The 24,310-nt window shown below is 68.6% G+C and carries 23 protein-coding genes and 1 pseudogene; 10 read left to right on the forward strand and 14 right to left on the reverse strand.

Annotation, left to right across the window (positions count from 1 at the left end; genetic code table 11):
- Window positions 1-25: 25 nt before the first annotated feature.
- The 5 genes from E3T25_RS08205 (at window position 26) to E3T25_RS08225 (ending at window position 4,963) form a co-directional block, all read left to right on the forward strand.
- Window positions 26-832 (forward strand): crotonase/enoyl-CoA hydratase family protein, encoded by an 807-nt coding sequence (locus E3T25_RS08205; RefSeq protein WP_233191189.1) that lies wholly within the window; start codon window positions 26-28, stop codon window positions 830-832.
- Between the two features lie 67 nt (window positions 833-899).
- On the forward strand, window positions 900-2,372 hold the full coding sequence (locus tag E3T25_RS08210; RefSeq protein WP_134373584.1) for a dihydrolipoyl dehydrogenase family protein: 1,473 nt from the start codon (window positions 900-902) through the stop codon (window positions 2,370-2,372).
- Between the two features lie 125 nt (window positions 2,373-2,497).
- Entirely contained in the window at window positions 2,498-2,881 is a 384-nt protein-coding gene (locus tag E3T25_RS08215) for a Fe-S oxidoreductase (RefSeq protein ID WP_134373586.1), read from the forward strand.
- Between the two features lie 15 nt (window positions 2,882-2,896).
- A complete protein-coding gene (locus E3T25_RS08220; RefSeq protein ID WP_134373588.1) occupies window positions 2,897-3,739 on the forward strand; it encodes an SDR family NAD(P)-dependent oxidoreductase in 843 nt (280 codons plus the stop codon).
- Between the two features lie 804 nt (window positions 3,740-4,543).
- Window positions 4,544-4,963, forward strand: a complete 420-nt coding sequence (locus E3T25_RS08225; protein ID WP_104099150.1) for a DUF302 domain-containing protein — start codon at window positions 4,544-4,546, stop codon at window positions 4,961-4,963.
- 148 nt (window positions 4,964-5,111) lie between these two features.
- On the opposite strand, the gene E3T25_RS08230 is transcribed toward E3T25_RS08225, so the two are convergent.
- From E3T25_RS08230 to E3T25_RS08240, 3 genes are all read right to left on the reverse strand, one after another.
- Entirely contained in the window at window positions 5,112-6,608 is a 1,497-nt protein-coding gene (locus tag E3T25_RS08230) for a catalase (protein ID WP_134373590.1), read from the reverse strand.
- Window positions 6,605-7,105 carry a Fur family transcriptional regulator gene (locus tag E3T25_RS08235; protein ID WP_104099152.1) on the reverse strand — a complete coding sequence of 167 codons (501 nt, stop codon included), beginning with the start codon at window positions 7,103-7,105 and terminating at the stop codon, window positions 6,605-6,607. The genes E3T25_RS08230 and E3T25_RS08235 overlap by 4 nt, the downstream gene beginning before the upstream one ends.
- Before the next feature lie 92 nt (window positions 7,106-7,197).
- Window positions 7,198-7,722: a MarR family winged helix-turn-helix transcriptional regulator gene (locus E3T25_RS08240; RefSeq protein ID WP_166785030.1), complete on the reverse strand. Its 525-nt coding sequence runs from the start codon at window positions 7,720-7,722 to the stop codon at window positions 7,198-7,200.
- Between the two features lie 61 nt (window positions 7,723-7,783).
- On the opposite strand from E3T25_RS08240, the gene E3T25_RS08245 reads away from it, so the two are divergent.
- The gene (locus E3T25_RS08245; protein ID WP_134373592.1) at window positions 7,784-9,850 is read left to right on the forward strand and encodes an MMPL family transporter; all 2,067 of its coding nucleotides are present in this window, start codon (window positions 7,784-7,786) and stop codon (window positions 9,848-9,850) included.
- Window positions 9,851-9,989: 139 nt separating this feature from the next.
- Here E3T25_RS08245 and E3T25_RS08250 read toward each other — a convergent pair whose 3' ends face one another.
- From E3T25_RS08250 to E3T25_RS08295, 10 genes are all read right to left on the reverse strand, one after another.
- Window positions 9,990-11,444, reverse strand: a complete 1,455-nt coding sequence (locus E3T25_RS08250) for an amidase (protein ID WP_134373594.1) — start codon at window positions 11,442-11,444, stop codon at window positions 9,990-9,992.
- A 72-nt stretch (window positions 11,445-11,516) separates the two neighbouring features.
- Window positions 11,517-11,879 (reverse strand): hypothetical protein, encoded by a 363-nt coding sequence (locus tag E3T25_RS08255; protein WP_104194153.1) that lies wholly within the window; start codon window positions 11,877-11,879, stop codon window positions 11,517-11,519.
- A gap of 44 nt (window positions 11,880-11,923) precedes the next feature.
- Window positions 11,924-12,502 (reverse strand): GNAT family N-acetyltransferase, encoded by a 579-nt coding sequence (locus E3T25_RS08260; RefSeq protein WP_174720224.1) that lies wholly within the window; start codon window positions 12,500-12,502, stop codon window positions 11,924-11,926.
- 26 nt (window positions 12,503-12,528) lie between these two features.
- Window positions 12,529-13,215 (reverse strand): uracil-DNA glycosylase, encoded by a 687-nt coding sequence (locus E3T25_RS08265; protein WP_134373596.1) that lies wholly within the window; start codon window positions 13,213-13,215, stop codon window positions 12,529-12,531.
- Window positions 13,216-13,225: 10 nt separating this feature from the next.
- On the reverse strand, window positions 13,226-13,945 hold the full coding sequence (locus tag E3T25_RS08270) for a Type 1 glutamine amidotransferase-like domain-containing protein (RefSeq protein ID WP_134373598.1): 720 nt from the start codon (window positions 13,943-13,945) through the stop codon (window positions 13,226-13,228).
- Window positions 13,942-14,559: a phosphoribosyltransferase gene (locus E3T25_RS08275; protein WP_104099892.1), complete on the reverse strand. Its 618-nt coding sequence runs from the start codon at window positions 14,557-14,559 to the stop codon at window positions 13,942-13,944. The genes E3T25_RS08270 and E3T25_RS08275 overlap by 4 nt, the downstream gene beginning before the upstream one ends.
- A gap of 36 nt (window positions 14,560-14,595) precedes the next feature.
- Window positions 14,596-15,726: a bifunctional 2-methylcitrate synthase/citrate synthase gene (locus tag E3T25_RS08280; protein ID WP_104099879.1), complete on the reverse strand. Its 1,131-nt coding sequence runs from the start codon at window positions 15,724-15,726 to the stop codon at window positions 14,596-14,598.
- A gap of 46 nt (window positions 15,727-15,772) precedes the next feature.
- Window positions 15,773-16,684, reverse strand: a complete 912-nt coding sequence (gene prpB / locus E3T25_RS08285) for a methylisocitrate lyase (protein WP_104099878.1) — start codon at window positions 16,682-16,684, stop codon at window positions 15,773-15,775.
- A complete protein-coding gene (locus tag E3T25_RS08290) occupies window positions 16,684-18,219 on the reverse strand; it encodes an MmgE/PrpD family protein (protein ID WP_134373600.1) in 1,536 nt (511 codons plus the stop codon). Before E3T25_RS08290 ends, prpB begins: the two co-directional genes overlap by 1 nt.
- A 42-nt stretch (window positions 18,220-18,261) precedes the next feature.
- Window positions 18,262-18,978, reverse strand: coding sequence for a GntR family transcriptional regulator (locus E3T25_RS08295; protein WP_104099876.1), 717 nt, complete (start codon window positions 18,976-18,978; stop codon window positions 18,262-18,264).
- Between the two features lie 87 nt (window positions 18,979-19,065).
- Here E3T25_RS08295 and E3T25_RS08300 point away from each other — a divergent pair, with 87 nt between their 5' ends.
- From E3T25_RS08300 to E3T25_RS08315, 4 genes and pseudogenes are all read left to right on the forward strand, one after another.
- On the forward strand, window positions 19,066-21,000 hold the full coding sequence (locus tag E3T25_RS08300; RefSeq protein WP_134343264.1) for an AMP-binding protein: 1,935 nt from the start codon (window positions 19,066-19,068) through the stop codon (window positions 20,998-21,000).
- Window positions 21,001-21,078: 78 nt separating this feature from the next.
- Entirely contained in the window at window positions 21,079-21,438 is a 360-nt protein-coding gene (locus E3T25_RS08305) for a DUF485 domain-containing protein (protein ID WP_104099874.1), read from the forward strand.
- Window positions 21,435-23,078, forward strand: coding sequence for a solute symporter family protein (locus tag E3T25_RS08310; protein WP_104170207.1), 1,644 nt, complete (start codon window positions 21,435-21,437; stop codon window positions 23,076-23,078). The genes E3T25_RS08305 and E3T25_RS08310 overlap by 4 nt, the downstream gene beginning before the upstream one ends.
- Before the next feature lie 138 nt (window positions 23,079-23,216).
- A pseudogene (locus E3T25_RS08315) lies at window positions 23,217-23,444 on the forward strand (2,3-butanediol dehydrogenase); the annotation flags it as partial.
- 84 nt (window positions 23,445-23,528) lie between these two features.
- Here E3T25_RS08315 and E3T25_RS08320 read toward each other — a convergent pair.
- Complete coding sequence (locus E3T25_RS08320) at window positions 23,529-24,308, reverse strand: SDR family oxidoreductase (protein WP_134343265.1); 780 nt, start codon at window positions 24,306-24,308, stop codon at window positions 23,529-23,531.
- Between the last annotated feature and the right edge of the window lie 2 nt (window positions 24,309-24,310).

Here is a 24,310-nt window from a genome sequence, read left to right on the forward strand (position 1 = left end):
CGTCACGAGGCCAAGGGAGGCATCCGTGAACGAGCAGCACTCCGTTTCCGATCCGTCGAGGATCATCACCGAGAGGCGCGGGCACGTGCTGCTGATCGGGTTCAACCGTCCGGAGAAGCGCAACGCCGCCGATCTGGCGCTGCTGACGCAGTTGGCCCTCGCCTACGGTGAACTCGACCGCGACCCTGAGCTGCGGGTCGGCCTCGTCTACGCGGTCGGCGACCACTTCACTGCCGGCCTCGACTTGGCCGACATCGGCCCCCGACTTGGCCCCGACGGCCTCGACATGGTGCCGCCCGGCGGCATCCATCCGTGGCAGGTCGACGGGCCAAGCGTGTCCAAGCCCGTGGTGATGGCCGTGCAGGGCACCTGCCTCACTCTCGGCATCGAGCTGATGCTCGCGAGCGACATCTCCGTGGCGTCAGAGTCCACCCGCTTCGGCCAAATCGAGGTGGCGCGCGGCATCCTGCCGTTCGGCGGCGCGACCATCCGCTTCCCGCGCGCGGCCGGCTGGGGCAACGCCATGCGCTGGATGCTCACCGGCGACATGTTCGACGCCCGCGAGGCCCACCGCATCGGGCTCGTGCAGGAGGTCGTGCCGGACGGCACCCAGTTCGAGCGCGCGCTGGAATTGGCCGAGCGGATCGCCGCCCAGGCCCCGCTGGCCGTGCAGGCCACGCTGGCCAACGCCCGCACGGCCGCGCGGGAGGGTGCCGCGGCCGCCGAGGCGGGGCTGCAGCCGGCCCTGGCCCGCCTGGCCGCGACCGAAGATTCCCGCATCGGCATGGAGGCATTCGTCAGCCGCCGGCCGGCTACTTTCGTGGGTCGTTAGGCTGGCATCACCACCTCATCGGAACTACAGCACCACTCATCTGCACCATTGACCAAAGGAGAGACGGATGTCTGCCGCCGCCAGCACCACCCCACCTGACCCTTCCGCCAAGAGCTACGACGTCATCGTGATCGGCGCCGGCGCGGCGGGTGAGAACGTCGCCGACCGCACGACGCAGGCAGGCCTCCGCACCGTGATCGTCGAGGCCGAGCTGGTCGGCGGCGAGTGCTCCTACTGGGCCTGCATGCCGTCGAAGGCGCTCCTGCGCAGCGGAGCGGCCCTCGCCGCAGCCCGGCGCGTCGGCGGTGCGGCCGAGGCCGTGACCGGCGACCTGGACATCGCGGCCGTTCTGCGCCGCCGCGACTCCTTCACGAGCAATTGGTCCGACGAGGGCCAGGTGCGCTGGCTGGAGAAAACCGGGATCACCCTGGTGCGCGGCCACGCCCGCCTCACCGGCGTGCGGGAGGTGACCGTGACCGCTGACGACGGCACCACGACCGTACTGGTCGCGGCGCACGCCGTGGTCGTCAGCACCGGGTCGGCGGCGCTGCTGCCCGATATTCCCGGTTTGGCAGCCGTGTCGCCGTGGACCAGCCGCGAGGCCACCAGCGCCCCCGGAATCCCGGACAGTCTGGCGATCATCGGCGGCGGCGTGGTCGCCGCCGAGATGGCCACCGCCTACGCCGGGCTCGGCGCCGAGGTCACGATGATCGTTCGGAGCGATTTGCTCGGCGGTCAGGAGCCCTTCGCCGGTGAACTCGTGCTCGCGGCCCTCCGGGGGGCGGGCGTCACCGTGCTGACCGGGGTGTCGACCACCGAGGCGGCCCGCACCGCCGACGGCGATGTGACCCTCACCCTCTCCAACGGCAGCGGGGTCACCGCGACCGAGGTACTCGTGGCCACCGGCCGGGTTCCCCGCAGCGCGGATGTCGGGCTCGAGACCGTGGGCCTCACACCGGGCGACTGGCTCGAGGTCGACGACACCCTGCTGGTGCGGGGCACCGCGCCGGACCTGACCGGGGACTGGCTGTATGCCGTCGGCGACATCAACCACCGGGCCCTCCTCACCCACCAGGGCAAGTACCAGGCCCGCGCGGCCGGTGACGTGATCGCGGCCCGGGCCGCCGGCAGGCCCGTCGACGACGCCCCGTGGGGATCGCACGTCGCCACAGCCGACCATGCCGCCGTGCCGCAGGTCACCTTCACCGACCCCGAAGTGGCATCTGTGGGATTGACCCAGGCTGCTGCCGAGAAGGCCGGGTTCCGCACCCGGGTACTGGACTACAACTTGGGCCAGGTGGCCGGGGCATCCGTGCACGCCGACGGCTACACCGGGTCGGCGCGCGCGATCGTGGACCTCGACCGTGAGGTTCTGATCGGGGTCACCTTCGTGGGGCCGGATGTCGCGGAGCTGCTGCACGCGGCGACCATCGCCGTGGTCGGCGAGGTGCCGATCCGAAGGCTGTGGCACGCGGTGCCGAGCTACCCCACCCTGAGCGAGGTCTGGCTGCGGCTGCTCGAGGAGTACGGTCGCCCGTAGCCGCGCTTTCGCCCTCGCGGCGCACCCGGTGGAGGCTGGCGCACTTTCCAACCCGCGCCACCTTCCACCACCTGCCCCGCGCCACCTCCGCCGTGAATCGATCATGGGAAACCCAGGCTTCTATCGTGGGGGCCACCTACGCTGGAGGAGTGCGCCGCATCTTCTTCGACTCCCCCATCAGCCGGGCCGGCTACCTCTACGCCACCACGGTCGGCGTGATCTGGGGTTCCATCTGGAGCACGGGCAAGGTCGAGCGCCGAGGCGGCCTCATCGTTTTTCGCGGGATGCCCTCCTGGGCATTCGGACGCGGCGGAGCCTGTGTCGGCGGCTGCTACCTGACCAACCAGAACGTGTCGATGGCCATCCTCGAACACGAGGCCGTGCACAAACATCAGTGGCAGCGCTTCGGGATGGTTTTCCCGCTGCTCTACCTGGCGGCCGGCCGCAATCCGCTGCAGAACCGCTTCGAGGTCGAGGCCGGCCTCAAAAAGGGCGGCTATGTCAAATAACCCGGAGGACCCAGAATGACCGCACGCACCATCGTGATCACCGGCGCCAGCGACGGGATCGGCGCCGCCGCCGCCCGCGCCCTCAGCCAGTCCGGCGACCGAGTCGTGATCGTGGGCCGCTCGCCAGCCAAGACCGCCGCGGTCGCCGAGGCACTGGGTGCCGAATTCCTCGTGGCCGACTTCGCCTGCCTCGACGAGGTGCGCGCCCTTGCCGCCGAGCTGCAGGAGCACTATCCGCGCATCGACGTGCTCGCCAACAACGCCGGCGGCATCATGGGCGACCGCGTAACCACCGTTGACGGCTATGAGAAGACCTTCCAGGTCAACCACCTGGCTCCCTTTCTGCTCACCACGCTGTTGATGGACCGACTCGTCGCCAGTCGGGCCCGGGTGATCAACACGTCCAGCGCCGCCAACCAGCTCTTCGGCAAGATCGACCTCGACGATCTGCAGGGCGAGACGAAGTATTCCGCGAACAAGGCGTACGGCGACGGCAAGCTCGCGAACATCCTCTTCACCAGGGAACTCCACCGCCGCTACAGCGACGAGGGACTCACCACTGCAGCCTTCCACCCCGGCGTGGTGGCAACGAGCTTCTCCACCGGGTCGACGACCCTCATGCGCCTCATTTACCAGACTCCGCTCAAACGCCTGCTGCTCGGCGCTGAACAGGGAGCCGACACTCTGGTCTGGCTGGCCACCACGACGCCGGGCACCGACTGGGCATCGGGCGAGTACTACGAGAAACGCCGCATCCAGAAGGCGAACAAGCAGGCCTACGACTCCCAGCTGGCCGCCGCTCTCTGGGAGCAGAGTTCCGCGCTGGTCGCCGCGCACTCGGCGCCTCTGGCCTCCTAGCCGGATCCTCCTGGCCGGAGCCTCCTGGACGAGGCTTCTGCACGAGGCTTCTGCACGAGGCTTCCGGGGCGAGGCTTCCGGGGCGAGGCTTTTTGGGTGAAGCTTCCGGTGTCGAACGAATTCGACGGAGATTTTGCTTCGAAACGGCTTTCTCGCGCTGTTTTGGGCCGATTCGGCCAAAATTCTCCGTCGAATTCGTTCGGGGTTCGGGTCGCGGTGCGGAACTCCAAACGGGAGAAACTCCGGCTGCGCACCGAGCTCGCCACGGCTCCGGTCGATGGGCCTTGCCGCCCTGCGTCCTGCCTCCGCGGGTCAGGGCGGCCAAGCGCGCGCGCGTGGCCAACTCAGGACATCCGTCACCCTCAGTTACCAACCGGTGCGAAGCAGTGCAGGATCAGCCCGGATGTCCGGAGGGCCCGGACGGATCTCCTGAGTTGGCCACACGACGAGCCGGACGTGCCGCGGCACCTGTAGGTTCAGGCGCCCACCCTGAGCTCCCTTGTGGCCGAACCGGTGCAGCTCGGGGCCGGTGAAAGTGGACCGGGTGAATGGGGACGATAGCCAGAGCACGTGAGCAACCTCGACCGCGAATGGCCGGCAGCTCGCGCGGGGGCGGCTGGCGCCGGGCGCATCCGTCGAGGTAAGCATGCCCCACGTGTGAAATGCCTGACCTAACGAGAATCCACCCGTTCACGGTGGCAGATCGGGCCGGTGGCGCGCATGATGGTCTGGGGGCGTCGCGGTCCCCAGTGAATGTCACCGAGTGAATGAACCGAGTGAATGTCACCCAAGTGGAGGAACAGCATGAGCTACGCACACACCGTCACGGTCAATGTCTCGTTCGACGAAGCGGTCCGGATGGCCCGGGAAGCACTGGCCGACCAGGGATTCGGCATACTGACCGAAATCGACATACAGTCCACCTTCGCCGCCAAGCTCGGCCAGGAGGCCGCCGACGCCGTCGGCGACTACCTGATTCTCGGTGCCTGCAATCCCGCCCTGGCCCAGCGGGCCGTGACCGCCGACCCGGGCATCGGCGCCCTGCTCCCCTGCAACGTGGTCGTGCGCCGCCACGCGGGGGCCGGTGAAACCACCGTGGAAGCCCTCGACCCGGCCATCATGGCGCAGCTCAGCACGAAACCGGAGATCGAGCAGGTCTCCATCGAAGCGGATGCCCGGCTGCGCGCAGCCCTCGCCGCCGTGCTCGCCGGCGCAACGCAGTAGCCAACGCGCAGCGCTGGATGCGCAGGTCCACCGGGCGCTGCGCTCCGCTTGCCGCTGACTCAGCTCGCGAGCGCATCGACACGACAACGCCCGACCTCGAAGAGGCCGGGCGTTGTCGTGAACGGATTCTGCGGGTGCAGCGCTGCTGCTACAGGGCGGCGTACCCGGCTGCGGCCTCGGCCAGCAGGTCGGCCTCGGCCCAGGTCGCGAGGTTCGCGCGCAGCTTCACGCCGAGGTCGGCGTCGACGCTGGTCCAGTATGCGATAGCTCGCTCGGTCACTTCGGGACGTTCCACCCCGCTGATGGCACCGGTGATGGTGTCGAGGAAGCGCGCCTTGGCGGCATCGTCGTAGACCTCGCGGTACAGCGTCCCGGCCTGGCCGAAGTCGCTGTCCTCGCTGCGCAGCTGCGCGGCGGCGCGCACGAGTTCGCCGTCGTTCTCCCAGCTTCCGTCGGTTGCCGCCTGCGGGTCGGCCACCGGGCCGCCCAGCGAGTTCGGAGCGTAGTTCGGGACATCCGTCGCGTTGAAGTGATAGCGAGCGGCGCCATCCTGCGAGTAGTTGTTCACTGGAGCCTTCGCGGCGTTCACCGGCAGCTGGTTGAAGTTCGTGCCGACACGGTATCGCTGGGCGTCCGGGTAGGAGAAGATGCGCGCCATCAGCATCTTGTCAGGACTCGCCGCGATGCCGGGCACGAAGTTCGCCGGGGAGAACGCGGCCTGCTCGATCTCAGCGAAGAAGTTCTCCGGGTTGCGGTTCAGGGTGTGCGTGCCGACCTTGACCAGCGGGTAGTCTGCGTGCGGCCACACCTTGGTGATGTCGAACGGGTTGAACCGGTAGGCCTTGGCGTCGTCGTACGGCATGATCTGCACCGAGACGTCCCAAGACGGAAAGTTTCCGGCATCGATGGCGTCGAAGAGGTCGCGACGGTAGTAGTCGGCGTCGGCCCCCGCGATGAGCTCAGCCTCCGAGCCCTCCATCTCGATGTTGCCCTGGTTTGAGGTGAAGTGGTACTTGACCCAGAAGCGCTCACCGGCGGCGTTGATCCACTGGTAGGTGTGCGAGCCGAAGCCGGGCATCTCGCGCCAGGAGCGCGGCAGGCCGCGGTCGCCCATCAGGTAGGTCACCTGGTGCGCGGACTCCGGGGAGAGGGTCCAGAAGTCCCACTGCATGGTCGCGTCGCGCAGGCCGGAGCCCGGCAGACGCTTCTGCGAGTGGATGAAGTCGGGGAACTTGATGCCGTCGCGGATGAAGAACACCGGTGTGTTGTTGCCGACGATGTCGTAGTTGCCCTCGGAGGTGTAGAACTTCACCGAGAAGCCGCGCACGTCGCGCCAGGTGTCGGGGCTGCCCTGCTCACCGGCAACGCTGGAGAAGCGCTGCAGCGTCTCGGTGGTCGTTCCGGGCGCGAAGACGGCGGCGCGGGTGTACGCGGAGACGTCTCCGGTCACCTCGAAGACGCCGTGCGCTCCGCCGCCCTTGGCGTGCACGATGCGCTCCGGGATGCGCTCGCGGTTGAACTGGGCGAGCTTCTCGACCAGGTAGACGTCGTGCAGGGCAGTGGCTCCCTCGGTTCCAACGGTCAGGGAGTGCTCGTCGCTGGCGACGGGCGTTCCCGTCTGCGTGGTGGTGGACTTGATTGTCATTGTGCTCCTTCGTTCGACAGCGGTGCAGGTGTGGAAAGTGCGGTGAGTGTGGAGGTCTGGCAATCGGGGCAGAGGCCCCAATAGGTGACCTCGGCGGTTTGCACGGTAAATCCGGAGGTGTTCGAGGGCGTTAGGCAGGGGGACTCACCCACGGCGCAGTCGACGTCGTGCACCGCGCTGCACCGGGTGCAGACGATGTGGTGGTGGTTGTCGCCGACCCGGCGTTCGAAGAGAGCCGGGGAGCCGGCCGGCTCGATCTTGCGGGCGATCCCCGCGCCGGTGAAGGCCGCGAGCACACCGTATACCGCCTGCAGTGAGGTGCCCGGCAGCTCGGCTCGAACCGTGGCGTAGAGCCGCTCCGCGGTCGAGTGCGGGGCCTGGTCGAGAACACGCAGCACCGCCAAGCGGGGCCCGGTGACCTTGAGCCCAGACGCACGGATGCTGTCGGCGAGCAAGCCGGACGCCTCAACCGCCCGCACCCGCCCTGTTTCCGTCATGCGCCCCACGCTAACAGTTGTTTTGAATTACTCAAAACAATTGGCGACCACCGGGCGTGGCGCACGCGGGCTGCAGGGCGCGGATCACCGGCTCAGGACGGCGAGCCGAGTGCCGATTGGTAAACGTCGACGACCCGGGCCAGGAAGGCCTCGATGACCTCTCGTTCCTCATCAGAGAGATCCTGGGTGAGCGCCGCCACTCCCCCGATCACCGGAAGCAGTTGCTGGAACGCCCGCAAAACCGACTCCTGAGCCGGCACCACGACCACCTTGCGCCGATCCGACGAGTGCGGATGGCGCTGGGCGTGACCGAGGGCCACGAGCCGGTCGACCACGAGAGTGGTTGCCGCCGTGGAGATGTCCAGGCGGCGGGACAGCTCGCCCGGGGTCAGCGACCCCTCCCGGATCAGGTGCTCCATCGCGGACAGGTCGGTGGCGTTCACCTCGAGCGCCTGCCCGACCTGGCGCTCGAAGGCGCGGGACAGGTGCACGATGTCGTGCAGCTGGAAGCCGATCCGGTCCGAAACCGGCAGACTGGAATCCCGACTTTCGCCGCCCCCCGGCGCGCCGACGACCCCGGCCGCGGAGCCGGGAGCGAACTTGCGACGCTCTTCCATAGGAGCCATACTATTACGAAGATTGCTAGGGCGCCTAGCAATCAGGCTTCTTGGAGGAATTTTGCTCGCGATTCAGCGGATCATCACCGGTCGACGCACGGCCTGGATCGTACTGATCGCGACGATTGTCGCCGTCGGTCTGCTCTTCTCCCTCCTCCCCTCCGACGATTCCGAGGAGTTCCCCACCTCCGGGCTGCCCACATCCAGCCAGGCCGCACAGGTCGACGCTCTCCTCGCCGAGTTCCCCTCCGCCGAGCAGACCTCCGCGATCGTGGTCTGGACCCGGGAGGGTGCCGACCTGACCCGGGCCGACATCGCAGCCATCGCCGAACGCGGCACCGCCCTCGCCGAGCAGTCGATCGTGCCGCAGGCGACCATGCCGCGGTTCAGCGATGACGGGCAGGCCGCGATCAGCATCGTTCCGCTGGACGCGGACGAGGCCAACGCCGACATCGGCGGGGCGGCCACCGGCATCCGTGACGCCGCGTCCGACGCACTGCCGAGCGGTCTGAACGCCTTTGTCACCGGCGCCGTCGGCTTTCAGTCCGACATCACCAACGCCTTCGCCGGTGCCGACTTCCGGCTGCTGCTCGTCACCGTGATCGTCGTCGCCGTGCTTCTGATCGTCACCTACCGCAGTCCCGTGCTCTGGATCGTTCCGCTCGTCGTCGTCGGCATCGCGGACGGCCTGTCCGGGGTCGTCGTCGGCGCCCTGGCCGAGCCGTTCGGCATCACCCTCGACCCCTCCGTCGCCGGCATCCAGTCCGTGCTGGTCTTCGGCGCTGGCACCAATTACGCCCTGCTGCTCGTGGCCCGCTATCGCGAGGAGTTACTCCGCACCGAGAACCGCAACGACGCCATGCTGGCCGCGGTGCGCGGTGCCGGCCCGGCCATCGCCGCCAGTGGCGGCACGGTCGCGCTCAGCCTGCTCACCCTGCTGTTCGCCGAGCTGTCCGGCAACCGCGCGCTCGGTTTCGCCTGCGCTAGCGGTGTCGTCATCGCCATCATCTTCGCGCTGGTCGTGCTGCCGGCTGCCCTTGTGGTCTGCGGTCGCGGCCTGTTCTGGCCGTTCATCCCCCGCTTCGTGCCGGGCGCCGGTGCCGAGCTGCGTCCCGGCTTCTGGACCCGCCTCGGTCGGGGCGTGCAGCGCCGTCCGATCGTGGTCACCGCGGCATCCGTCGCCGCGATCGGCGCCCTCAGCCTGGGCCTGATCGGCGCCTCCGTGGGGCTGTCGCAGGCCGACCAGCTCCTCGGCAAGCCCGAATCGGTGCAGGCGCAGGCCATCGTGAAGGAATCCTTCTCGGCCGGCTTGACCAGCCAGACCATCGTGCTGGTACCGGATGCCGCGGCCGCCGAGGCCACGACGCTTGCCACCGACACGCCCGGCGTCGAGTCCGTGCTGCCCGGCGAGAGCGCGAACGGCCTGACCCGGCTGAACCTCTCCCTGTCCAGCGAGCCGGGCAGCGACGAAACCTTCTCCGTCATCGACACACTGCGCGGCACCTATGCCGACACCTCGGGCGACGTGTCCGAGGCGCTGGTCGGCGGCAGCGACGCCACGGCGTTCGACAACAAGACGAGCGCCCAGGCCGACCAGGCCCTGATCATCCCGATGATCCTGGCGATCGTGTTCTCCATCCTCGCCCTGCTCCTGCGCTCCCTGGTGGCACCCGTTCTGCTGATCCTCAGCGTGCTGGCGACGTACTTCGCCAGCCTCGGTGCCTCCAACTGGATCTTCCAGAACCTGATGGGCTTCCCCGCCTTCAACACCAACGTGGTGCTGTTCGCGTTCCTCTTCCTGGTGGCCCTCGGGGTGGACTACAACATCTTCCTCACCACCCGAGCCCGGGAAGAGAGCATCCGGTTCGGCACGAAGGAGGGCATGGTGCGCGCCCTGTCGTCGACGGGCGCGGTCATCACGAGCGCCGGCATCCTGATCGCGGCGGTCTTCGCCGTGCTGGGCGTGCTGCCAGTCGTGGCTCTCACCCAGATCGGCGTCATCGTCTGCATCGGCGTGCTGCTCGACACGCTCGTGGTGCGCACCCTCGTGGTGCCGGCGCTGGTGTTCCTCACCGGCGACAGGTTCTGGTGGCCGTCCCGTCCGGCCGCAAAGGCCCCGCTGGTCTAGCGCACCGCGGGCGAGGATCCGTGTCGAACCCCGAACGAATTCGACGGAGATTTTGCTCTAGACCGCGTGTTCAGGCTCAAAAACCGGTGCTTGACCCAAAATCTCCGTCGAATTGGTTTGACCGCGCGCTCGGAATCGCTCAGCGGGGGCACGGGAGTCCGGGGCCGCCGGCCTCGGGCGGCGTGCGGTGCTGCCACTGCAGCCTCCGTTCGAGCTGCGCACCGAGCGCCAGTAGCGTGGCCTCCCCGCCCGGCCGGCCGATCAGCTGCACTCCCATCGGCAGTCCAGCCCCGGTTTCGGTAACGGGCAGCACGATCGCGGGCAGTCCGCTCACGTTGACCATGGACGTGAACGGGGTGTACTGCACCTGCTGGGCGAAGTTGCGCTCCCCGTCGACCGCGTCGTACCAGCCCAGCGGGCGCGGCGTGAGCGCGAGCGCCGGGGTCAGCACCGCGTCGAACCGGGACAACTGGCGGATGAACGACCGCTCGTAAGCCGACAGGGCCGCGAGCGCCTGAGCCAGATCCCGAGCGGACAGCTCCCGGCCGCGGTTCATCAGCCAGCGGGTGAGCGGCTCGAGCAGCTTCTCCTGCTCCGGGGTGTCGGCGGGGATGCCCGCAGCGCCGGCCTGCCAGATCGTGCGGAACGCCGGCACATAGCTGTCGTCGGGCTCGAGCGCCGTCTCCTCCAGGCCATGGCCCATACTCGCGAACCCGTCGACGGCCACCATCAGGGCGGCCAGCGCCTCGGGAGCGATCTCGATCGGGTAGGCGTCATCCCAGGCGGAGGTTGTCATCACGCCGAGCTGGAACCGGCCCTCGCCGCGCACGGCGGCGGCCAACAGAGGTGCATCGTCGCCGGGGGGCCGGAGCGAGTACAGGTGCTGCGGATGCCCGCCTCGCGGCGCGATCATGGCGTCCAGCAGCAGGGCGGCATCCGCCACCGTCCGTGCCAGCGGTCCGGCCACGCTGAGACCGCCGAGCGCGTTGATCCCGGACGACGAGGGCACCCGGCCACGCGACGGTTTCAGGCCGACGAGACCGCAGGCTGCCGCGGGGATCCGCACCGAGCCGCCGCCGTCGGAGCCCGGAGCGAAGGGAAGCAGCCGGGCGGCGACGGCCACCGCCGCCCCGCCGCTGGAGCCGCCCGCGCCCCGGGAGCGGTCCCACGGGTTGCGCGCGGGCGGCCCGGCCAGCGTCTCGGTGTACGACGGCAGCCCGAACTCGGGCGTGCTGGTCTTGCCGAGGCTCACGCCGCCGGCCGCGTCCAGGGCGAGCACGAGATCGTCGGACTCGGCCGGCACGTAATCCTGCATCAGCCGCGATCCGAACCGGGCCGGCACGCCGGCGCGGCTCTGCAGGTCCTTGTCGGCGAAGGGCAGACCCCAGAGCGGCATGCTGCGCGGCATCAGCTGCTCGACGAAGCGCGCCCGCTTCCGCGCGGCATCCGCTGTCACGCTCACGAACGCGCCGAGGCCGGAGTCCTGAGCCTCGATCCGGCCCAGGTAGTGCTCGGTCAGCTCGGTGGGGCTGATCTCACCGCGCTGCAGCGCCTGCCATTGTTCGAGAGCGGTCAGTTCATGCGGAGCGGCCATCCCCCGAGCCTAGCCAGCCGGGATTCCGGGCATCGGCGCGACGGAGCGGCGAGACGCTCAGCGGCGCGACGCTCAAGAGTGGGACAGCCCGGTCAGCAACGCCTGGAACGCCCGCGGCGCGGCGCGGAGAACGGATGCCGCCGCCCACGACCCGGCCCACGGCAGCAGCTGCGCGACGTTGATGATCTCGTACTGCACGAGCGACCCGGCCTCCTCCTCGGGCAGCACCTGGTACTCGCCGCGGTACCACCAGCCGCGCCGCAGCACGAGTCGGCGTCGGTCCCGGTCGATGTGCACGTTGCCCCCGCCGGCCGCCCCCGAGGCCATCGCCGTCACGAGCCGGTTGAACACGGCGTCGGGGCCGGCCTCGAGGTGTCCTGCGAACGAGCGCAACACGGTGTGGCGCTCGGGCAGGGTGGGCAGGGCATCGGTCATCCCTCGATTTTAGGCGTCCGCCGGCCGCAGGCTCGCCGCTGCGCCTATTTGAGGCTCTTCTGCAGGAGCACGGTGCCGAGCCAGCGGTCGAACTTGAAGCCGACCTTGCCCATCCGGCCGATCTCCGCGAATCCGAAGTCGAGGTGCAGCTTGATCGACGCGTCGGCGCCCTGGTCGGCGACGACCGAGATGATCTCCTTGAGCCCGGCCGCCTGGGAGCGCTCGATGAGTTCGCCGAGCAGCATCCGGCCCAGTCCCTTGCCGGTGGAGGCCGCTCCGAGGTAGATCGAGTTCTCGACCGTGAAGCGGTAGGCGCGTTTCTGCTTCCACGGGCTGACCAGGGCGTAGCCGAGCAGCTGGCCGGCCGGGGAGACGGCCACGATGAACGGCATCCCGAGCTTGCCCAGATAGTAGAACTTGCTGCGCCACTCGGCGAGGGTCATCGGGTCGACGTCGAAGGTGACCGTGCTGTTGGCGACGTAGTAGTTGTAGACCTCCCGGATATACGGTAGATCAGTGATTTGGGCCTCACGCATGGTGAATCCGAACGGCGCCTCTTCCGCGGGCGTCGGTCGAAGGTGCCGGGGCAATTGCCGACGCGGCTGGTATTCCTCTTCAAGCACAGCTAACTCCTCCAGAGAGCTCCAGATTACCCGAGGGACCAGTCCACCGGGGCCGCCCCGGTGCGGCCGAGGTACTCGTTGGCCCGGCTGAACGGCTTTGAACCGAAGAATCCGCGCCTGGCCGACAGCGGGCTCGGGTGCGCGGACTCGATCACCGGCGTGTCCCCGAGGAGCGGCCGCAGCGTGCCGGCATCCTTCCCCCACAGGATCGCCACGAGCGGCCGGTCCCGGGCGACGAGGGCGCGGATGGCCTGCTCGGTCACGCATTCCCAGCCGCGGCGCCGGTGCGACCCGGCCAGGCCGGCCTGCACGGTGAGTACGCGGTTGAGCAGCAGCACCCCCCGCCGCGACCACGGCGAGAGGTCTCCAGTGGCGGCGGTGACGCCCACGTCGTCGTGCAGCTCCCGGCAGATGTTCGCCAGGCTGCGCGGCAGCGGCCGCACGTGTGCCTCGGTCGCGAAGGCGAGCCCGATCGGATGTCCCCGGGTCGGGTACGGGTCCTGGCCGACGATGAGCACCCGCACGGCATCGAACGGCTCGGCGAAGGCGCGGAAGACGTTCTCCGGGGCCGGTAGCCAGATACGGCCGGCCAGAGTCTCGGCGCGCAGGAGCTCCGCCATCCGGTCGATCTCCGGCCCCACCGGCGCCAGCGCCTGGGCCCAGCCAAGATCGATGGCCCGGCTCTCGGTCAGCGCCGCGAGGGTGACGGGCATGATGCTCGGCTCAGGCCCCGAAGGTGCTCACGAGCACCCCGCCGTCGGCCTCGCTGACCCGCCAGACACTGCCGGCTCCGACGACGCTGAGCGCGCCCTCGCCGACGACCAGCGCGGTGTTCTCGTCGACGGCCAGGCCGCCGTCGATCAGGCCGGCCTCGGTGGCCGCGACCAACCGGGACAGCGTGCCCCACTGGGCGGCGTGTACCTCCACGGTGACGTCGAGCAACCCGATGCCGGGTTCGACGGTGATCTCGTCGAGCCCCTCGGCGGCGTGTTCACCGCTGACCTCGACGCCGCCCATGCGCCAGCCGCCGATCAGGGCACGCTCGGCCGCGATCATCGCGCCGGCAGAGAATCCGAGATAGGGGATGCCGGCGGCCACCTGACGACGGATCTCACCGAATATCGGGGCCACGGCGACCAGGTAGGCGGGGGTGACTCCGCCGCCGACCAGGATTCCGTCGGCCTCGGACACAGCGGTCAGGGCGAAGACGTCGCCCGGGGCGACGACGGTGACCTTCGGCTCGAACTCGCCGGCCGCGGAAACGGCGGCGACCAGGTTCGCGGCGTGGTCGGCGGCGTCTTCGGCACGCACGACGAGGATCGCGATGCCAGGCTCCGCGCGGCCTGCCACGACTCCGCGCGCCGTGGCCTCGGCCAGGAAGGGTCCGAAGACGGCCGCGTCTGTCCGGGGGTTCCAACCGCCGCCGACCAGGTGCACGCTCACAGCAGGGCGCCCCGGGCCACGAGGGGCAGGCTGGCGGCGAGCAGGCTCGCGACAGGCAGGTCGTCATCGAGCTGTGCGCCGCCCGGCAGGCTCGCACCGGTGAGGCTCTCCGCTACGGGAGGCAGCGAGGACCAGGGGAACACGATCCAGCGGTCCGTTTCACACCAGGTGAAATCGGGCACCAGCACGGTGCGAGGCTTCGTGTACAGGGTGGCGGTGCGCACCTCGCAGGCGGTTTCCCGCAGCAGCGCGACGACCATCGCGAGGGTGTGCCCCGAGTCGGAGACGTCGTCGACGAGCAGCACCCGCAGGCCGGTCAGCGACGGCGCGTCGAGCATCGGTCCCGACAGGACCGGCACGGGGAGGCGCTCGTCGACGCCGGTGTAGAACTGCACGTTGATGCTGCCGCAGTTCTTGGTGCCCAGCGCATACGACATGGCGCCGGCGAGCAGCAGCCCGCCGCGGGCGATGGCGATCACGACATCCGGCTGGAAGCCGCTCGACAGCACCGCCTTCGACAGCTGGCGGGACGCGTCCGCGAACACGTCCCAGCCCAGCACTTCTCGCTCAATTCCGGTCACATCACGTGCAGCGTCGTCCGCGTCGAATCCCATTTCCCAATGGTAGGTCACGGCGCGGTCACGATGAGCTCAGGCCAGGTGCCGCTCCTCATGGCCGTTATAGAGCGAGAGCGGCCGGATCAGGGCATTCGATGCGGTCTGCTCGATGATGTGCGCGGTCCACCCGGTCAGTCGCGCCGCGACGAAGATCGGCGTGAAAGTGAGGGTGTCGAATCCCATCAGGTTGTACGCCGGTCCCGACGGGTAGTCCAGGTTTGGCAGGATGCCGGTGCGCGTCGTCATCCCCGCCTCGAGGGATTCGTAGAGCTCCAGCAGGTCCGGCCGGTCATAATGCTCGACCAGGGTGACCAGCGCGGTGCGCATGGTCGGCACCCGCGAGTCCCCGTGCTTGTACACCCGGTGGCCGAAGCCCATCACCTTCCGCTTTGCGGCGAGGGTCTCATTCAGCCACGCCTCGGCGCGCTTCCCGGCGCCCAGGCCGAGCCCGATTTCGTCGAAAATGTGCATCACGGCCTCGTTCGCCCCGCCGTGCAGCGCGCCCTTGAGAGCCCCGATCGCTCCGGTGACCGCGGAGTGCAGGTCGGACAGGGTCGAGGTGATCACGCGGGCGGTGAACGTCGACGCGTTGAAGGAGTGCTCCGCATACATGATCATGGACACATCGAACGCGTTCACGACCACGAGTTCGGGCACCTCGCCGAACGTCATGAACAGGAAGTTGGCCGAGTAGCCGAGGTCGCTGCGCGGTTCGATCAGCTCGAGGCCGTGGCGGCGGCGCTGGTCGTAGGCCACGATCGCCGGCATCTGGGCCCAGAGCCGCAGGCCCTTGGCACGGTTGGCCGCCGGCGACGCGTCGGCCGCATCGGGGTCGTTCGCGCCGATCAGGCTGACCGCCGTGCGCACGACGTCCATCGGGTGCGCCGTCATCGGCAGCTCGTCGATGACGCGCTTCACCGCAGGAGTCAGGTGCCGGAGGGAGCGTTCCTGCTCCTCGAATTCGCCCAGCTCGACGTCGGTCGGCAACTCGCCGTGCCAGAGCAGGTAGGCCACCTCCTCGAAGCTCTTCTGTGCCGCGAGTTCCTGCACCGGGTAGCCCCGGTACAGCAGCGAGTTCGATTCGGGGTTGACCTTGGACACCTGCGTATGGTCGACCACGACGCCGGCGAGGCCCTTGTAAATGGTCGGTTCGTTCTGACTCATGTCGCTCCCTTGCGTTGAGACTGGATCTGCGTGCGGGGCCGGGCTGCTACGAGGCAACATCCGGGTTGAGGGTGAAGTTGAAGACGCCGGAATCGAAGTGGCTGTACGACTCGTAGTCGAGCAGCTCGTAGAGCCTCGCCCGGTGCTGCATCTCCGGCAGCAAGCCGGTCAGTGAGCCCTGCGCCTCGATGGTGTCGAGGCCGCGTTCGGCCGCCCCCATCGCGAGGCGCAGCAGGGACACCGGGAAGATGACGATGTTCATGCCGACATCCGCCAGCTGCTGGGTCGTGTAGAGCTCGCCCTTGCCGAACTCGGTCATGTTCGCCAGCACCGGCACGTCCACGGCGGCGCGGATGGCCGCGAACTCGGCCAGGGATGCCATCGCCTCCGGAAAGATCGCGTCGGCCCCGGCGTCGACGAGCTTCTTCGCCCGGTCGACCGCGGCAGCCAGGCCGTCGACGGCACGGATGTCCGTGCGCGCCATGATCAGGAAGTTCGGGTCGCGCCGGGCGTCGACGGCCGCCCGGATGCGCTTGGCCGCCGTGTCGTCGTCGACGACCTGCTTGCCGTCGAGGTGACCGCAGCGTTTCGGATTGACCTGGTCCTCGATGTGCATGCCGGCCAGGCCGGCATCCTCGAGCGTCTGGATCGTGCGTGCCACGTTCATCGGCTCGCCGAAGCCGGTGTCGGCGTCCACGATCGTGGGCAGGTCGCTCATCCGGGCGATCTGCTGGCTCCGGCCGGCCACCTCGGTGAGAGTGGTCAGGCCGATGTCGGGCAGACCCAGGTCGGCCGAGAGCACCGCGCCGGAGATGTACACCCCTTCGAAGCCCTTGGCCGCGATCAGTCGGGCCGAGAGCGGGTTGAACGCACCGGGGAAGCGCAGCAGCCGGCCGCTCGCCAGGTCCTTGCGGAACGCGGCCCGCTTGGCGGCCGGGCTGACTTTCGAGTACAACATCAGAAGATTCCGTTCGGGGTGGGAAGTGAGGCGAGCAACCCGTTACGGGCCACGATGGTGAGCTGGCCGAGCTCCCCGGCGCCAAGCCGCGGCAGGCGTTCGGCCGCGGCGAGGAAGCGCACGATCTCGCCCTCCTCGACCACGTCGGCCGCGAGGGTGCGGAACTTGTGCACGTATTCGGCCCGCCCGAACGGCTTCGCGCCGAGCGGATGGGCGTCGGCGACGGCGATCTCGTCAACGACCCGGCTGCCGTCGGTGAGCTCGATCTCGACTCGACCGCCGAAGGCCTTCTCGGCCGGGTCGAGCGAGTGGTACCGGCGGGTCCACTCGCTGTCTTCCGTGGTGGTCACCTTGTTCCAGAGGGCGATCGTGTCGGCCCGGCCGGCGCGTTCGGGCCGGTAGGAATCCACGTGGTGCCAGCTGCCGTCTTGCAGGGCGACCGTGAAGATGTACGGGATGGAGTGGTCGAGGGTCTCCCGGCTGGCCGTGGGGTCGTACTTCTGCGGGTCGTTCGCGCCCGAGCCGATCACGTAGTGGGTGTGGTGGCTGGTGTGGATGACGACGGATACGACGTTGGCCGGATCGGACAGGGCCGGGTGCTCCCGGTGCAGCTTCCGGGCCAGGTCGATCCACGCCTGCGCCTGATACTCCGCCGAGTGTTCCTTCGTGTAGCTGTCCAGGATGGCGCGCTTGGCTTCACCATTCGACGGCAGCGACACCTCGTAGGCGGCATCCGGCCCGTCGAGCAGCCAGGCGATCACGCCGTCTTCACCCTCGTAGATCGGGGTGGGGCTGGTTTCGCCGCGCATCGCGCGGTCGACCGCCTCCACCGCCATCTTGCCGGCGAAGGCCGGGGCGTGTGCCTTCCAGCTGGAGATCTCGCCCTTCCTGGACTGCCGGGTGGCCGTCGTGGTGTGCAGCGCCTGCCCCACGGCCTGGAAGATGGTCTCGGGGTCGAGCCCGAGCAGGGTGCCGATGCCGGCGGCCGCCGACGGGCCGAGGTGGGCCACGTGGTCGATCTTGTGCGCGTGCAGGCTGATGCCCTTGACCAGGTCGATCTGGATCTCGTAGCCCGTGGCGATGCCGCGCACGAGGTCGCGACCGGTCAATCCGCGGGCGGTGGCGAGGTGCTGGGCGACCGCGACGACCGGCGGGATGTTGTCGCCGGGGTGTGAGTACTCGGCGGCGAGGAACGTGTCGTGGTAGTCGAGCTCACGCACGGCGACCCCGTTGGCCCAGGCCGCCCACTCAGGTGACACCCGGCGGGAGCGCTGCTCACCGAACACGGTCGCCCCGACGCCGTTGAACGAACGCGGGTGCGCCAGCGCCTGCGAGCGGGCCGACACCACCGGGCGCCGGGTCAGCGACGCCGCGGCGACGGCGGCGTTGTCGATCACCCGGTTGACGATCATCTCGGTCACCTCGTCGCTCACCCCGACCGGGTCGGAAGCGACCTCGGCGATCTTCCAGGCCAGCTGGTCGGTGCGGGCAAGGTTCTCGTCGCTGCGGTGAACACGAACGTGGTGGAGCTGCACGGTGGATCCCTTCGATTGGTTCGATTGGTTCGAATAGTGCGGTCATCGCGGTGGAGGCGATGGGTCGGCCGGAACGGCCGACGATCCCCGGAGGGTCGCGAGAACGCTGGTGAGGCTCTGGTGGAGGTGCACGTGCGTGGCGTGGGCGGCCAGCGACGAATCGCCCGCCAGAACGGCGTCCACGATGAGCAGGTGCTCGGCGGCGGCGCTTCGGAGCCGGTCCGGGTTGTCCCGGGCCAGGCGACGGATGCGGGCGAGGTGCGTGCGCACCCCGGCGAGCGCACCCACGAGGAAGGGGTTCGCCACGGCCACGTCGAGGGCCAGGTCGAACTCGTCGATCAGCTCGTAGTAGCGGCGTAGTCCCGCCTTGCCGTGCCGGAGCAGCTCCGGGGCCGCAAGGAACTGCGTGCGGAGAGCCTCGAAGACCGCCGGGTCGCGGCGCTCGGCGGCGATCCGGGCGGCGTGTTCCTCCAACGCCCGTCGCACCTCGTAGAGCTCCCCGATTCTGTCCACGCTCATCTCGGTGACCATGAACCCACGGCCGGTGCGGCCGGCCACCAGACCGTCGGCGATCAGCCGGGCGATCGCCGCGCGCAGAGGGGTGCGCGACACCCCGATCCGGGCGGCTTGCTCCACCTCGAGCAGCCCCGTGCCGGGCGCCAGGAGGCCGTCGAGAATCTCGCCGCGCAGCTGCCGGTAGGCGCGTTCACTTGCGCGAACCGGAGCCGTGGTCCCCGTCGTTGGGGTTTCTGTATACACAAATCACATGTTATTCCCTTATTGCGGGTTATGTGCCAGACTTCACGAATTCTATGTATACATAGGAACTTCAACGGAGAGGTTCGAATGTCTGGGAAAGCTTCGGCGGGGTATCACGACCTGTGGCAGAGAAGCATCGATGACGGCACGCGTTCGGCGTTCTGGCTGCAGGCAGCCCGGGCAATCGACTGGACCGTTCCGCCGACGGTGGCGCTGGAGGAACGCTTCCCCGGCGCCTGGCGCTGGTTCCCGGACGGCGAACTCAACACCAGCTACAACGCGCTCGACCGCCACGTGCTTGCCGGCCGCGGCGAACAGACGGCCGTCATCTACGACTCGGCGATGTCCGGCACCCGGGTGCGCCTGAGCTACCGTGAACTTCTGGGACGCGTCGAGCGCTTCGCCGGGGTGCTCCGCGCCAGCGGCGTCGGCCAGGGCGACCGGGTGATCGTCTACCTGCCGATGATCCCGGAAGCCATCGTCGCCATGCTGGCGTGTGCCCGCATCGGCGCCATCCACTCCGTCGTCTTCGGCGGCTTCGCAGCCAGCGAGCTCGCCGTGCGGATCGACGATGCGCGACCGACCGTGATCGTGACCGCCTCCGGCGGCCTCGAACCGGGCCGGGCGGTCGAATACCTGCCTCTGGTCGAACGCGCCCTCGCTCGCAGCAAGGGCTCGGTGCACACCGTCATCGTGCGCGACCGGGAGATGGTCCCCGGCTGCGCCGCCGACTACGCCGGCACCAGCGACGTGGCCTGGCTGGACTGGGCCCACGAGGAGAACGAGGCCTCCCCGGCCGCGCCGATCAGCCTTCGCTCCGACGACCCGCTCTACATCCTGTACACCTCCGGAACGACCGGCAATCCGAAGGGGATCGTCCGCGACAACGGCGGCCACGCCGTGGCGCTGGCCTGGTCGATGGCCAACATCTACAACGTCAAGCCCGGCGACGTCTTCTGGGCGGCCTCTGACGTCGGCTGGGTGGTCGGCCACTCCTACATCGTCTATGCCCCGCTGCTGGTCGGCGCCACCACGGTCATCTATGAGGGCAAACCGGTCGGCACCCCGGATGCCGGGGCGTTCTGGCGCGTGGTGGAGGACTACCAGGTGTCAGTCCTGTTCACGGCGCCCACGGCCATCCGTGCCATCCGCCGCGTCGACCCTGACCTGGTCGAACTGGCGGGGCACGACATCCAGAGCCTGCACGGGCTGTTCCTGGCCGGCGAACGCCTCGACCCGGAGACATACCACTGGGCCAATGACGGGCTGCACTGCCCGGTGGTCGATCACTGGTGGCAGACCGAGACCGGCTGGGCGATCTGCGCGAACCCGCGGGGCATCGCCGACATCCCGACGAAACCGGGCTCGGCCACGTTCCCGGTGCCCGGCTACGACATCGCCATCCTCGATTCCCAGGGCAAGCCGGTCACGAAGGCCGGCAAGGACGGCAACATCGCCATCCGCCTCCCGCTGCCGCCCGGCGCCCTGCTCGGGATCTGGGGCAGCGAAGACCGCTTCGAAAGCTCCTACCTGTCGGCTTTCCCCGGCTTCTACGCCACCGGAGATTCCGGCCACTTCGACGAGGACGGCTACCTCTATGTGATGGGCCGCACCGACGACGTGATCAACGTTGCCGGGCACCGACTGTCCACCGGCTCGCTCGAGGAGGTGCTCACCCTGCACCCCGCGGTCGCCGAGTGCGCGGTGCTCGGCGTGCGCGACCCTCTCAAGGGGCAGCGCGCGGCCGGCTTCGTCACGCTCAAGTCCGGGGCCACGATCGACCACGACACTCTCGGCGCAGAGCTCATCGCGCTGGTGCGGGAGCATGTCGGGCCGGTGGCCGCGTTCCGAGACGTGACCATCCTGGACAGGCTGCCGAAGACCCGGTCGGGGAAGATCCTCCGCAAGACCATCCGGCAGATCGTCGATGGCGAGGCCTACACCGTACCGCCGACGATCGAGGATCCCACGGTTCTCGACGCCCTCAAGCAGGCCGTGCATGGAGTCGGCCCGAACGCCTGAAGCACCAGTCGACCCCCACAGATCACCCCAGCACCATCCCACACAGTCACATCCCTTCACCGGAGCAAAGGAGCCCGCATGGCGGAATCACTGAAAGACAAACTCCCGGACGGAGTAAAACCGTCCACCATCGACTACATCGCGTATGAGAAGACGCCGAAGTTCATCCAGCTGAAGAAGCAGCGCCGCGGGTTCGTGCTGCCGCTGGCCGCCTTCTTCTTCATCTGGTACTTCGCCTTCGTGCTCGTCGCGGCCTACCTGCCCGACGTGATGGCAATCCCGGTCTTCGGCAAGTTCAACCTCGGACTGGTGCTCGGCCTCGGCCAGTTCGTCACCACCTTCGCCATCACCATGTGGTACGTGTCGTACTCGAACCGCCGTCTCGACCCCCTCGGGGCCGAGCTGCGTGCCGAGCTTGAGGAGATGGACAAGAAATGATCGCAACCAGCATTCTGCAGTCCCTGCCGGGCCGCCTGGCCCAAGCCGTCGAACCCGCGGAAAACAACCCCGTGCTGAACATCTCGATCTTCCTCGCTTTCGTGGCGGTCACCCTGATCGTCGTCATTCGCGCCGGGCGCAACAACAAGACCGCGGCCGACTACTACACCGGCGGCCGGTCCTTCACCGGCCCGCAGAACGGGTTCGCCATCGCCGGCGACTACCTCTCCGCGGCGTCGTTCCTCGGCATCGTCGGGGCGATCGCGGTCAGCGGTTACGACGGCTTCCTGTACTCGATCGGCTTCCTCGTGGCCTGGCTCGTCGCCCTGCTGCTGGTGGCCGAGCTCATGCGCAACACCGGCAAGTACACCATGGCGGATGTGCTCTCCTTCCGCCTGCGTCAGGGTCCCGTGCGCGTGGCCGCGGCGACGACCACCCTTGCCGTCTGCTTCTTCTACCTCCTCGCCCAGATGGCCGGAGCCGGCGGCCTCGTGTCGCTGCTCCTCGGCATCAACGACAAGGTCGGACAGTCCGTCGTGGTCACCGTGGTCGGCGGCCTGATGATCATGTACGTGCTCATCGGTGGTATGAAGGGCACCACCTGGGTGCAGATCATCAAGGCGTTCCTGCTCATCATCGGCGCATTCGCGATGACCGTCTGGGTGCTGGCCATCAACGGCTTCAACTTCTCGGCGCTTCTCGACTCGGCCATCGCCGCCTCGACGAGTGTGCCGGCCGACGCCATCCTGGTGCCCGGCCTGAAATACGGCGAGAACCCGCTCGACTTCGTCTCGCTCGCCATCGCCCTGGTGCTCGGCACCGCGGGCCTGCCGCACGTGTTGATGCGCTTCTACACGGTGCCCAGCGCCAAGGAAGCCCGTCGCTCGGTCGTCTGGGCGATCTGGCTGATCGGTGCGTTCTATCTGTTCACGCTGGTGCTCGGCTTCGGTGCCGCCGCGCTCGTCGGAGCAGATGTCATCCTCGCCGCTCCCGGCGGAGTGAACTCGGCCGCGCCGCTGCTCTCCCTCGCGCTCGGCGGACCGCTGCTGCTCGGCTTCATCTCGGCCATTGCGTTCGCCACGATCCTGGCCGTGGTAGCCGGGATCACGATCACCGCCGCGACCTCCTTCGCTCACGACATCTACATGAGCGTGATCAAGAAGGGCAAGGGTGACCCCGACGCCGAGGTCAAGGTCGCACGTCGTACCGTCGTCATCATCGGCATCCTCTCGATCGCCGGCGGCATCGGCGTGCAGGGGCAGAACATCGCCTTCCTGGTGGCCCTGGCCTTCGCCGTCGCGGCGAGCGCCAACCTGCCGACCATCCTGTACTCGCTCTTCTGGCGCGGCTTCACCACCCGCGGCGCCGTGTGGAGCATGTACGGCGGCCTTGCGGTCACCGTCGGTCTGATCATCTTCTCGCCGGTCTTCTCCGGCACGGAGACGTCGATGTTCGGTGCAGACGTCGACTTCGCCTGGTTCCCTCTGAGCAACCCCGGCATCATCTCCATCCCAATCGGGTTCTTCCTGGGCTGGCTCGGCTCGGTCACCAGCACTCGCAAGGAAGACCCGCTGCTGGCCGCGGAAATGTCCGTGCGGTCCATGACCGGCTTCGGCGCCGAGAAGGCCTCCGAGCACTGATCGAAACCGTACGACCCGCATGACCACTACTCCCCTCGGCTGCACCCCAGCCGGGGGGAGTAGTGTCGTTCCGCGGGCCGGAGGGCCAGACCATCCGCCTACGCCGAGCCTTTGACGCATGACTGGAGAAGATTCTCAATGAAAGCTGCACGTTTCCGCGGCCAGAAAAACGTCCGCATTGAAAACATCGAAGATCCGGAGACCCGCAGCGGCACAGTGAAGATCGCAGTCGCCTGGTGCGGCATCTGCGGCACCGACCTTCATGAGTATCTCGACGGCCCGATCTTCATCTCGGCGCCCGGCCACCCGCATCCGCTTTCGCATGAATCCCTCCCGGTCACCATGGACCACGAGTTCGACCTCACCAGCGAGGGCTTCGACACCCTGATCAACCACAACGACACCGCTGTGAAGACCCTGGTCCACCCCTAGGCAGAACGCTTGAGTGCGTCAGTCTTTGGGTGCCAGCGGCCCCCGCGCGACTCGCGTGGGGGCCGCCTGCGCAACCGGCTTGATCACGATCAGGTCCAGATTGACGTGGGCCGGGCGTTCGACGCTCGACACGATCGTCTCGGCAATATCTTCGGCGGTGAGCGGATTCGGCACCCCGGCGTAGGCCGCGGCAGCCTTCTCCGCATCACCGTTGAAGCGCACCAGCCCGAATTCCTCGGTCTGCACCATCCCGGGGGCAACCTCGATCACCCGGATCGGCTCGCCATTCAATTCCAGGCGCAAGACTTCCATCAGGGCGTGCGCGGCGAACTTCGCCGCGTTATACCCTCCACCTCCGAGGTAGGCGACATGACCCGCAATGGACGTGACCGTGACGATGTCGGCGGCGCCGCCCTCCGCCCGGATCCCGGCCCGCAGCAAGGGCAGCACGGCGCTCGTGACCCGCTTGACCGCGAGCACGTTGATCTCGAACATCCAGGCCCAGTCCTCGATCTTCGATTCCTCGACGGTGTCCAGCCCCACTGCGCCGCCCGCGTTGTTGACCAGCGCGTGCACCGGCCCGGACGCCGCGAGATAGTCGCGCAGCGCGTCCACGTCCGCCTGCCGGGTGAGGTCGGCCGTGAAGACCTGCGCCCCGGTCTCCGCCTGCAGCGTCGCGAGGCGGTCGGCGCGGCGAGCCACCCCCACCACATCCCAGCCCCGCTGGCGGAACAGGCGCACGGTGGCGGCACCGATCCCCGAACTCGCACCGGTCACAACGACTCTTTTTGTACCCATGG

It is taken from the genome of Cryobacterium sandaracinum, assembly GCF_004403415.1.
Lineage (GTDB): Bacteria > Actinomycetota > Actinomycetes > Actinomycetales > Microbacteriaceae > Cryobacterium > Cryobacterium sandaracinum.

Bases quoted from the DNA above. Each gene is read 5' to 3' on its own strand.
- E3T25_RS08210 (WP_134373584.1), top strand. From the start codon at position 900: ATGTCTGCCGCCGCCAGCACCACCCCACCTGACCCTTCCGCCAAGAGC.
- E3T25_RS08220 (WP_134373588.1), top strand. From the start codon at position 2,897: ATGACCGCACGCACCATCGTGATCACCGGCGCCAGCGACGGGATCGGC.
- E3T25_RS08225 (WP_104099150.1), top strand. From the start codon at position 4,544: ATGAGCTACGCACACACCGTCACGGTCAATGTCTCGTTCGACGAAGCG.
- E3T25_RS08230 (WP_134373590.1), bottom strand. From the start codon at position 6,608: ATGACAATCAAGTCCACCACCACGCAGACGGGAACGCCCGTCGCCAGC.
- E3T25_RS08235 (WP_104099152.1), bottom strand. From the start codon at position 7,105: ATGACGGAAACAGGGCGGGTGCGGGCGGTTGAGGCGTCCGGCTTGCTC.
- E3T25_RS08240 (WP_166785030.1), bottom strand. From the start codon at position 7,722: ATGGAAGAGCGTCGCAAGTTCGCTCCCGGCTCCGCGGCCGGGGTCGTC.
- E3T25_RS08250 (WP_134373594.1), bottom strand. From the start codon at position 11,444: ATGGCCGCTCCGCATGAACTGACCGCTCTCGAACAATGGCAGGCGCTG.
- E3T25_RS08255 (WP_104194153.1), bottom strand. From the start codon at position 11,879: ATGACCGATGCCCTGCCCACCCTGCCCGAGCGCCACACCGTGTTGCGC.
- E3T25_RS08265 (WP_134373596.1), bottom strand. From the start codon at position 13,215: ATGCCCGTCACCCTCGCGGCGCTGACCGAGAGCCGGGCCATCGATCTT.
- E3T25_RS08275 (WP_104099892.1), bottom strand. From the start codon at position 14,559: ATGGGATTCGACGCGGACGACGCTGCACGTGATGTGACCGGAATTGAG.
- E3T25_RS08280 (WP_104099879.1), bottom strand. From the start codon at position 15,726: ATGAGTCAGAACGAACCGACCATTTACAAGGGCCTCGCCGGCGTCGTG.
- prpB (WP_104099878.1), bottom strand. From the start codon at position 16,684: ATGTTGTACTCGAAAGTCAGCCCGGCCGCCAAGCGGGCCGCGTTCCGC.
- E3T25_RS08300 (WP_134343264.1), top strand. From the start codon at position 19,066: ATGTCTGGGAAAGCTTCGGCGGGGTATCACGACCTGTGGCAGAGAAGC.
- E3T25_RS08305 (WP_104099874.1), top strand. From the start codon at position 21,079: ATGGCGGAATCACTGAAAGACAAACTCCCGGACGGAGTAAAACCGTCC.
- E3T25_RS08310 (WP_104170207.1), top strand. From the start codon at position 21,435: ATGATCGCAACCAGCATTCTGCAGTCCCTGCCGGGCCGCCTGGCCCAA.
- E3T25_RS08320 (WP_134343265.1), bottom strand. From the start codon at position 24,308: ATGGGTACAAAAAGAGTCGTTGTGACCGGTGCGAGTTCGGGGATCGGT.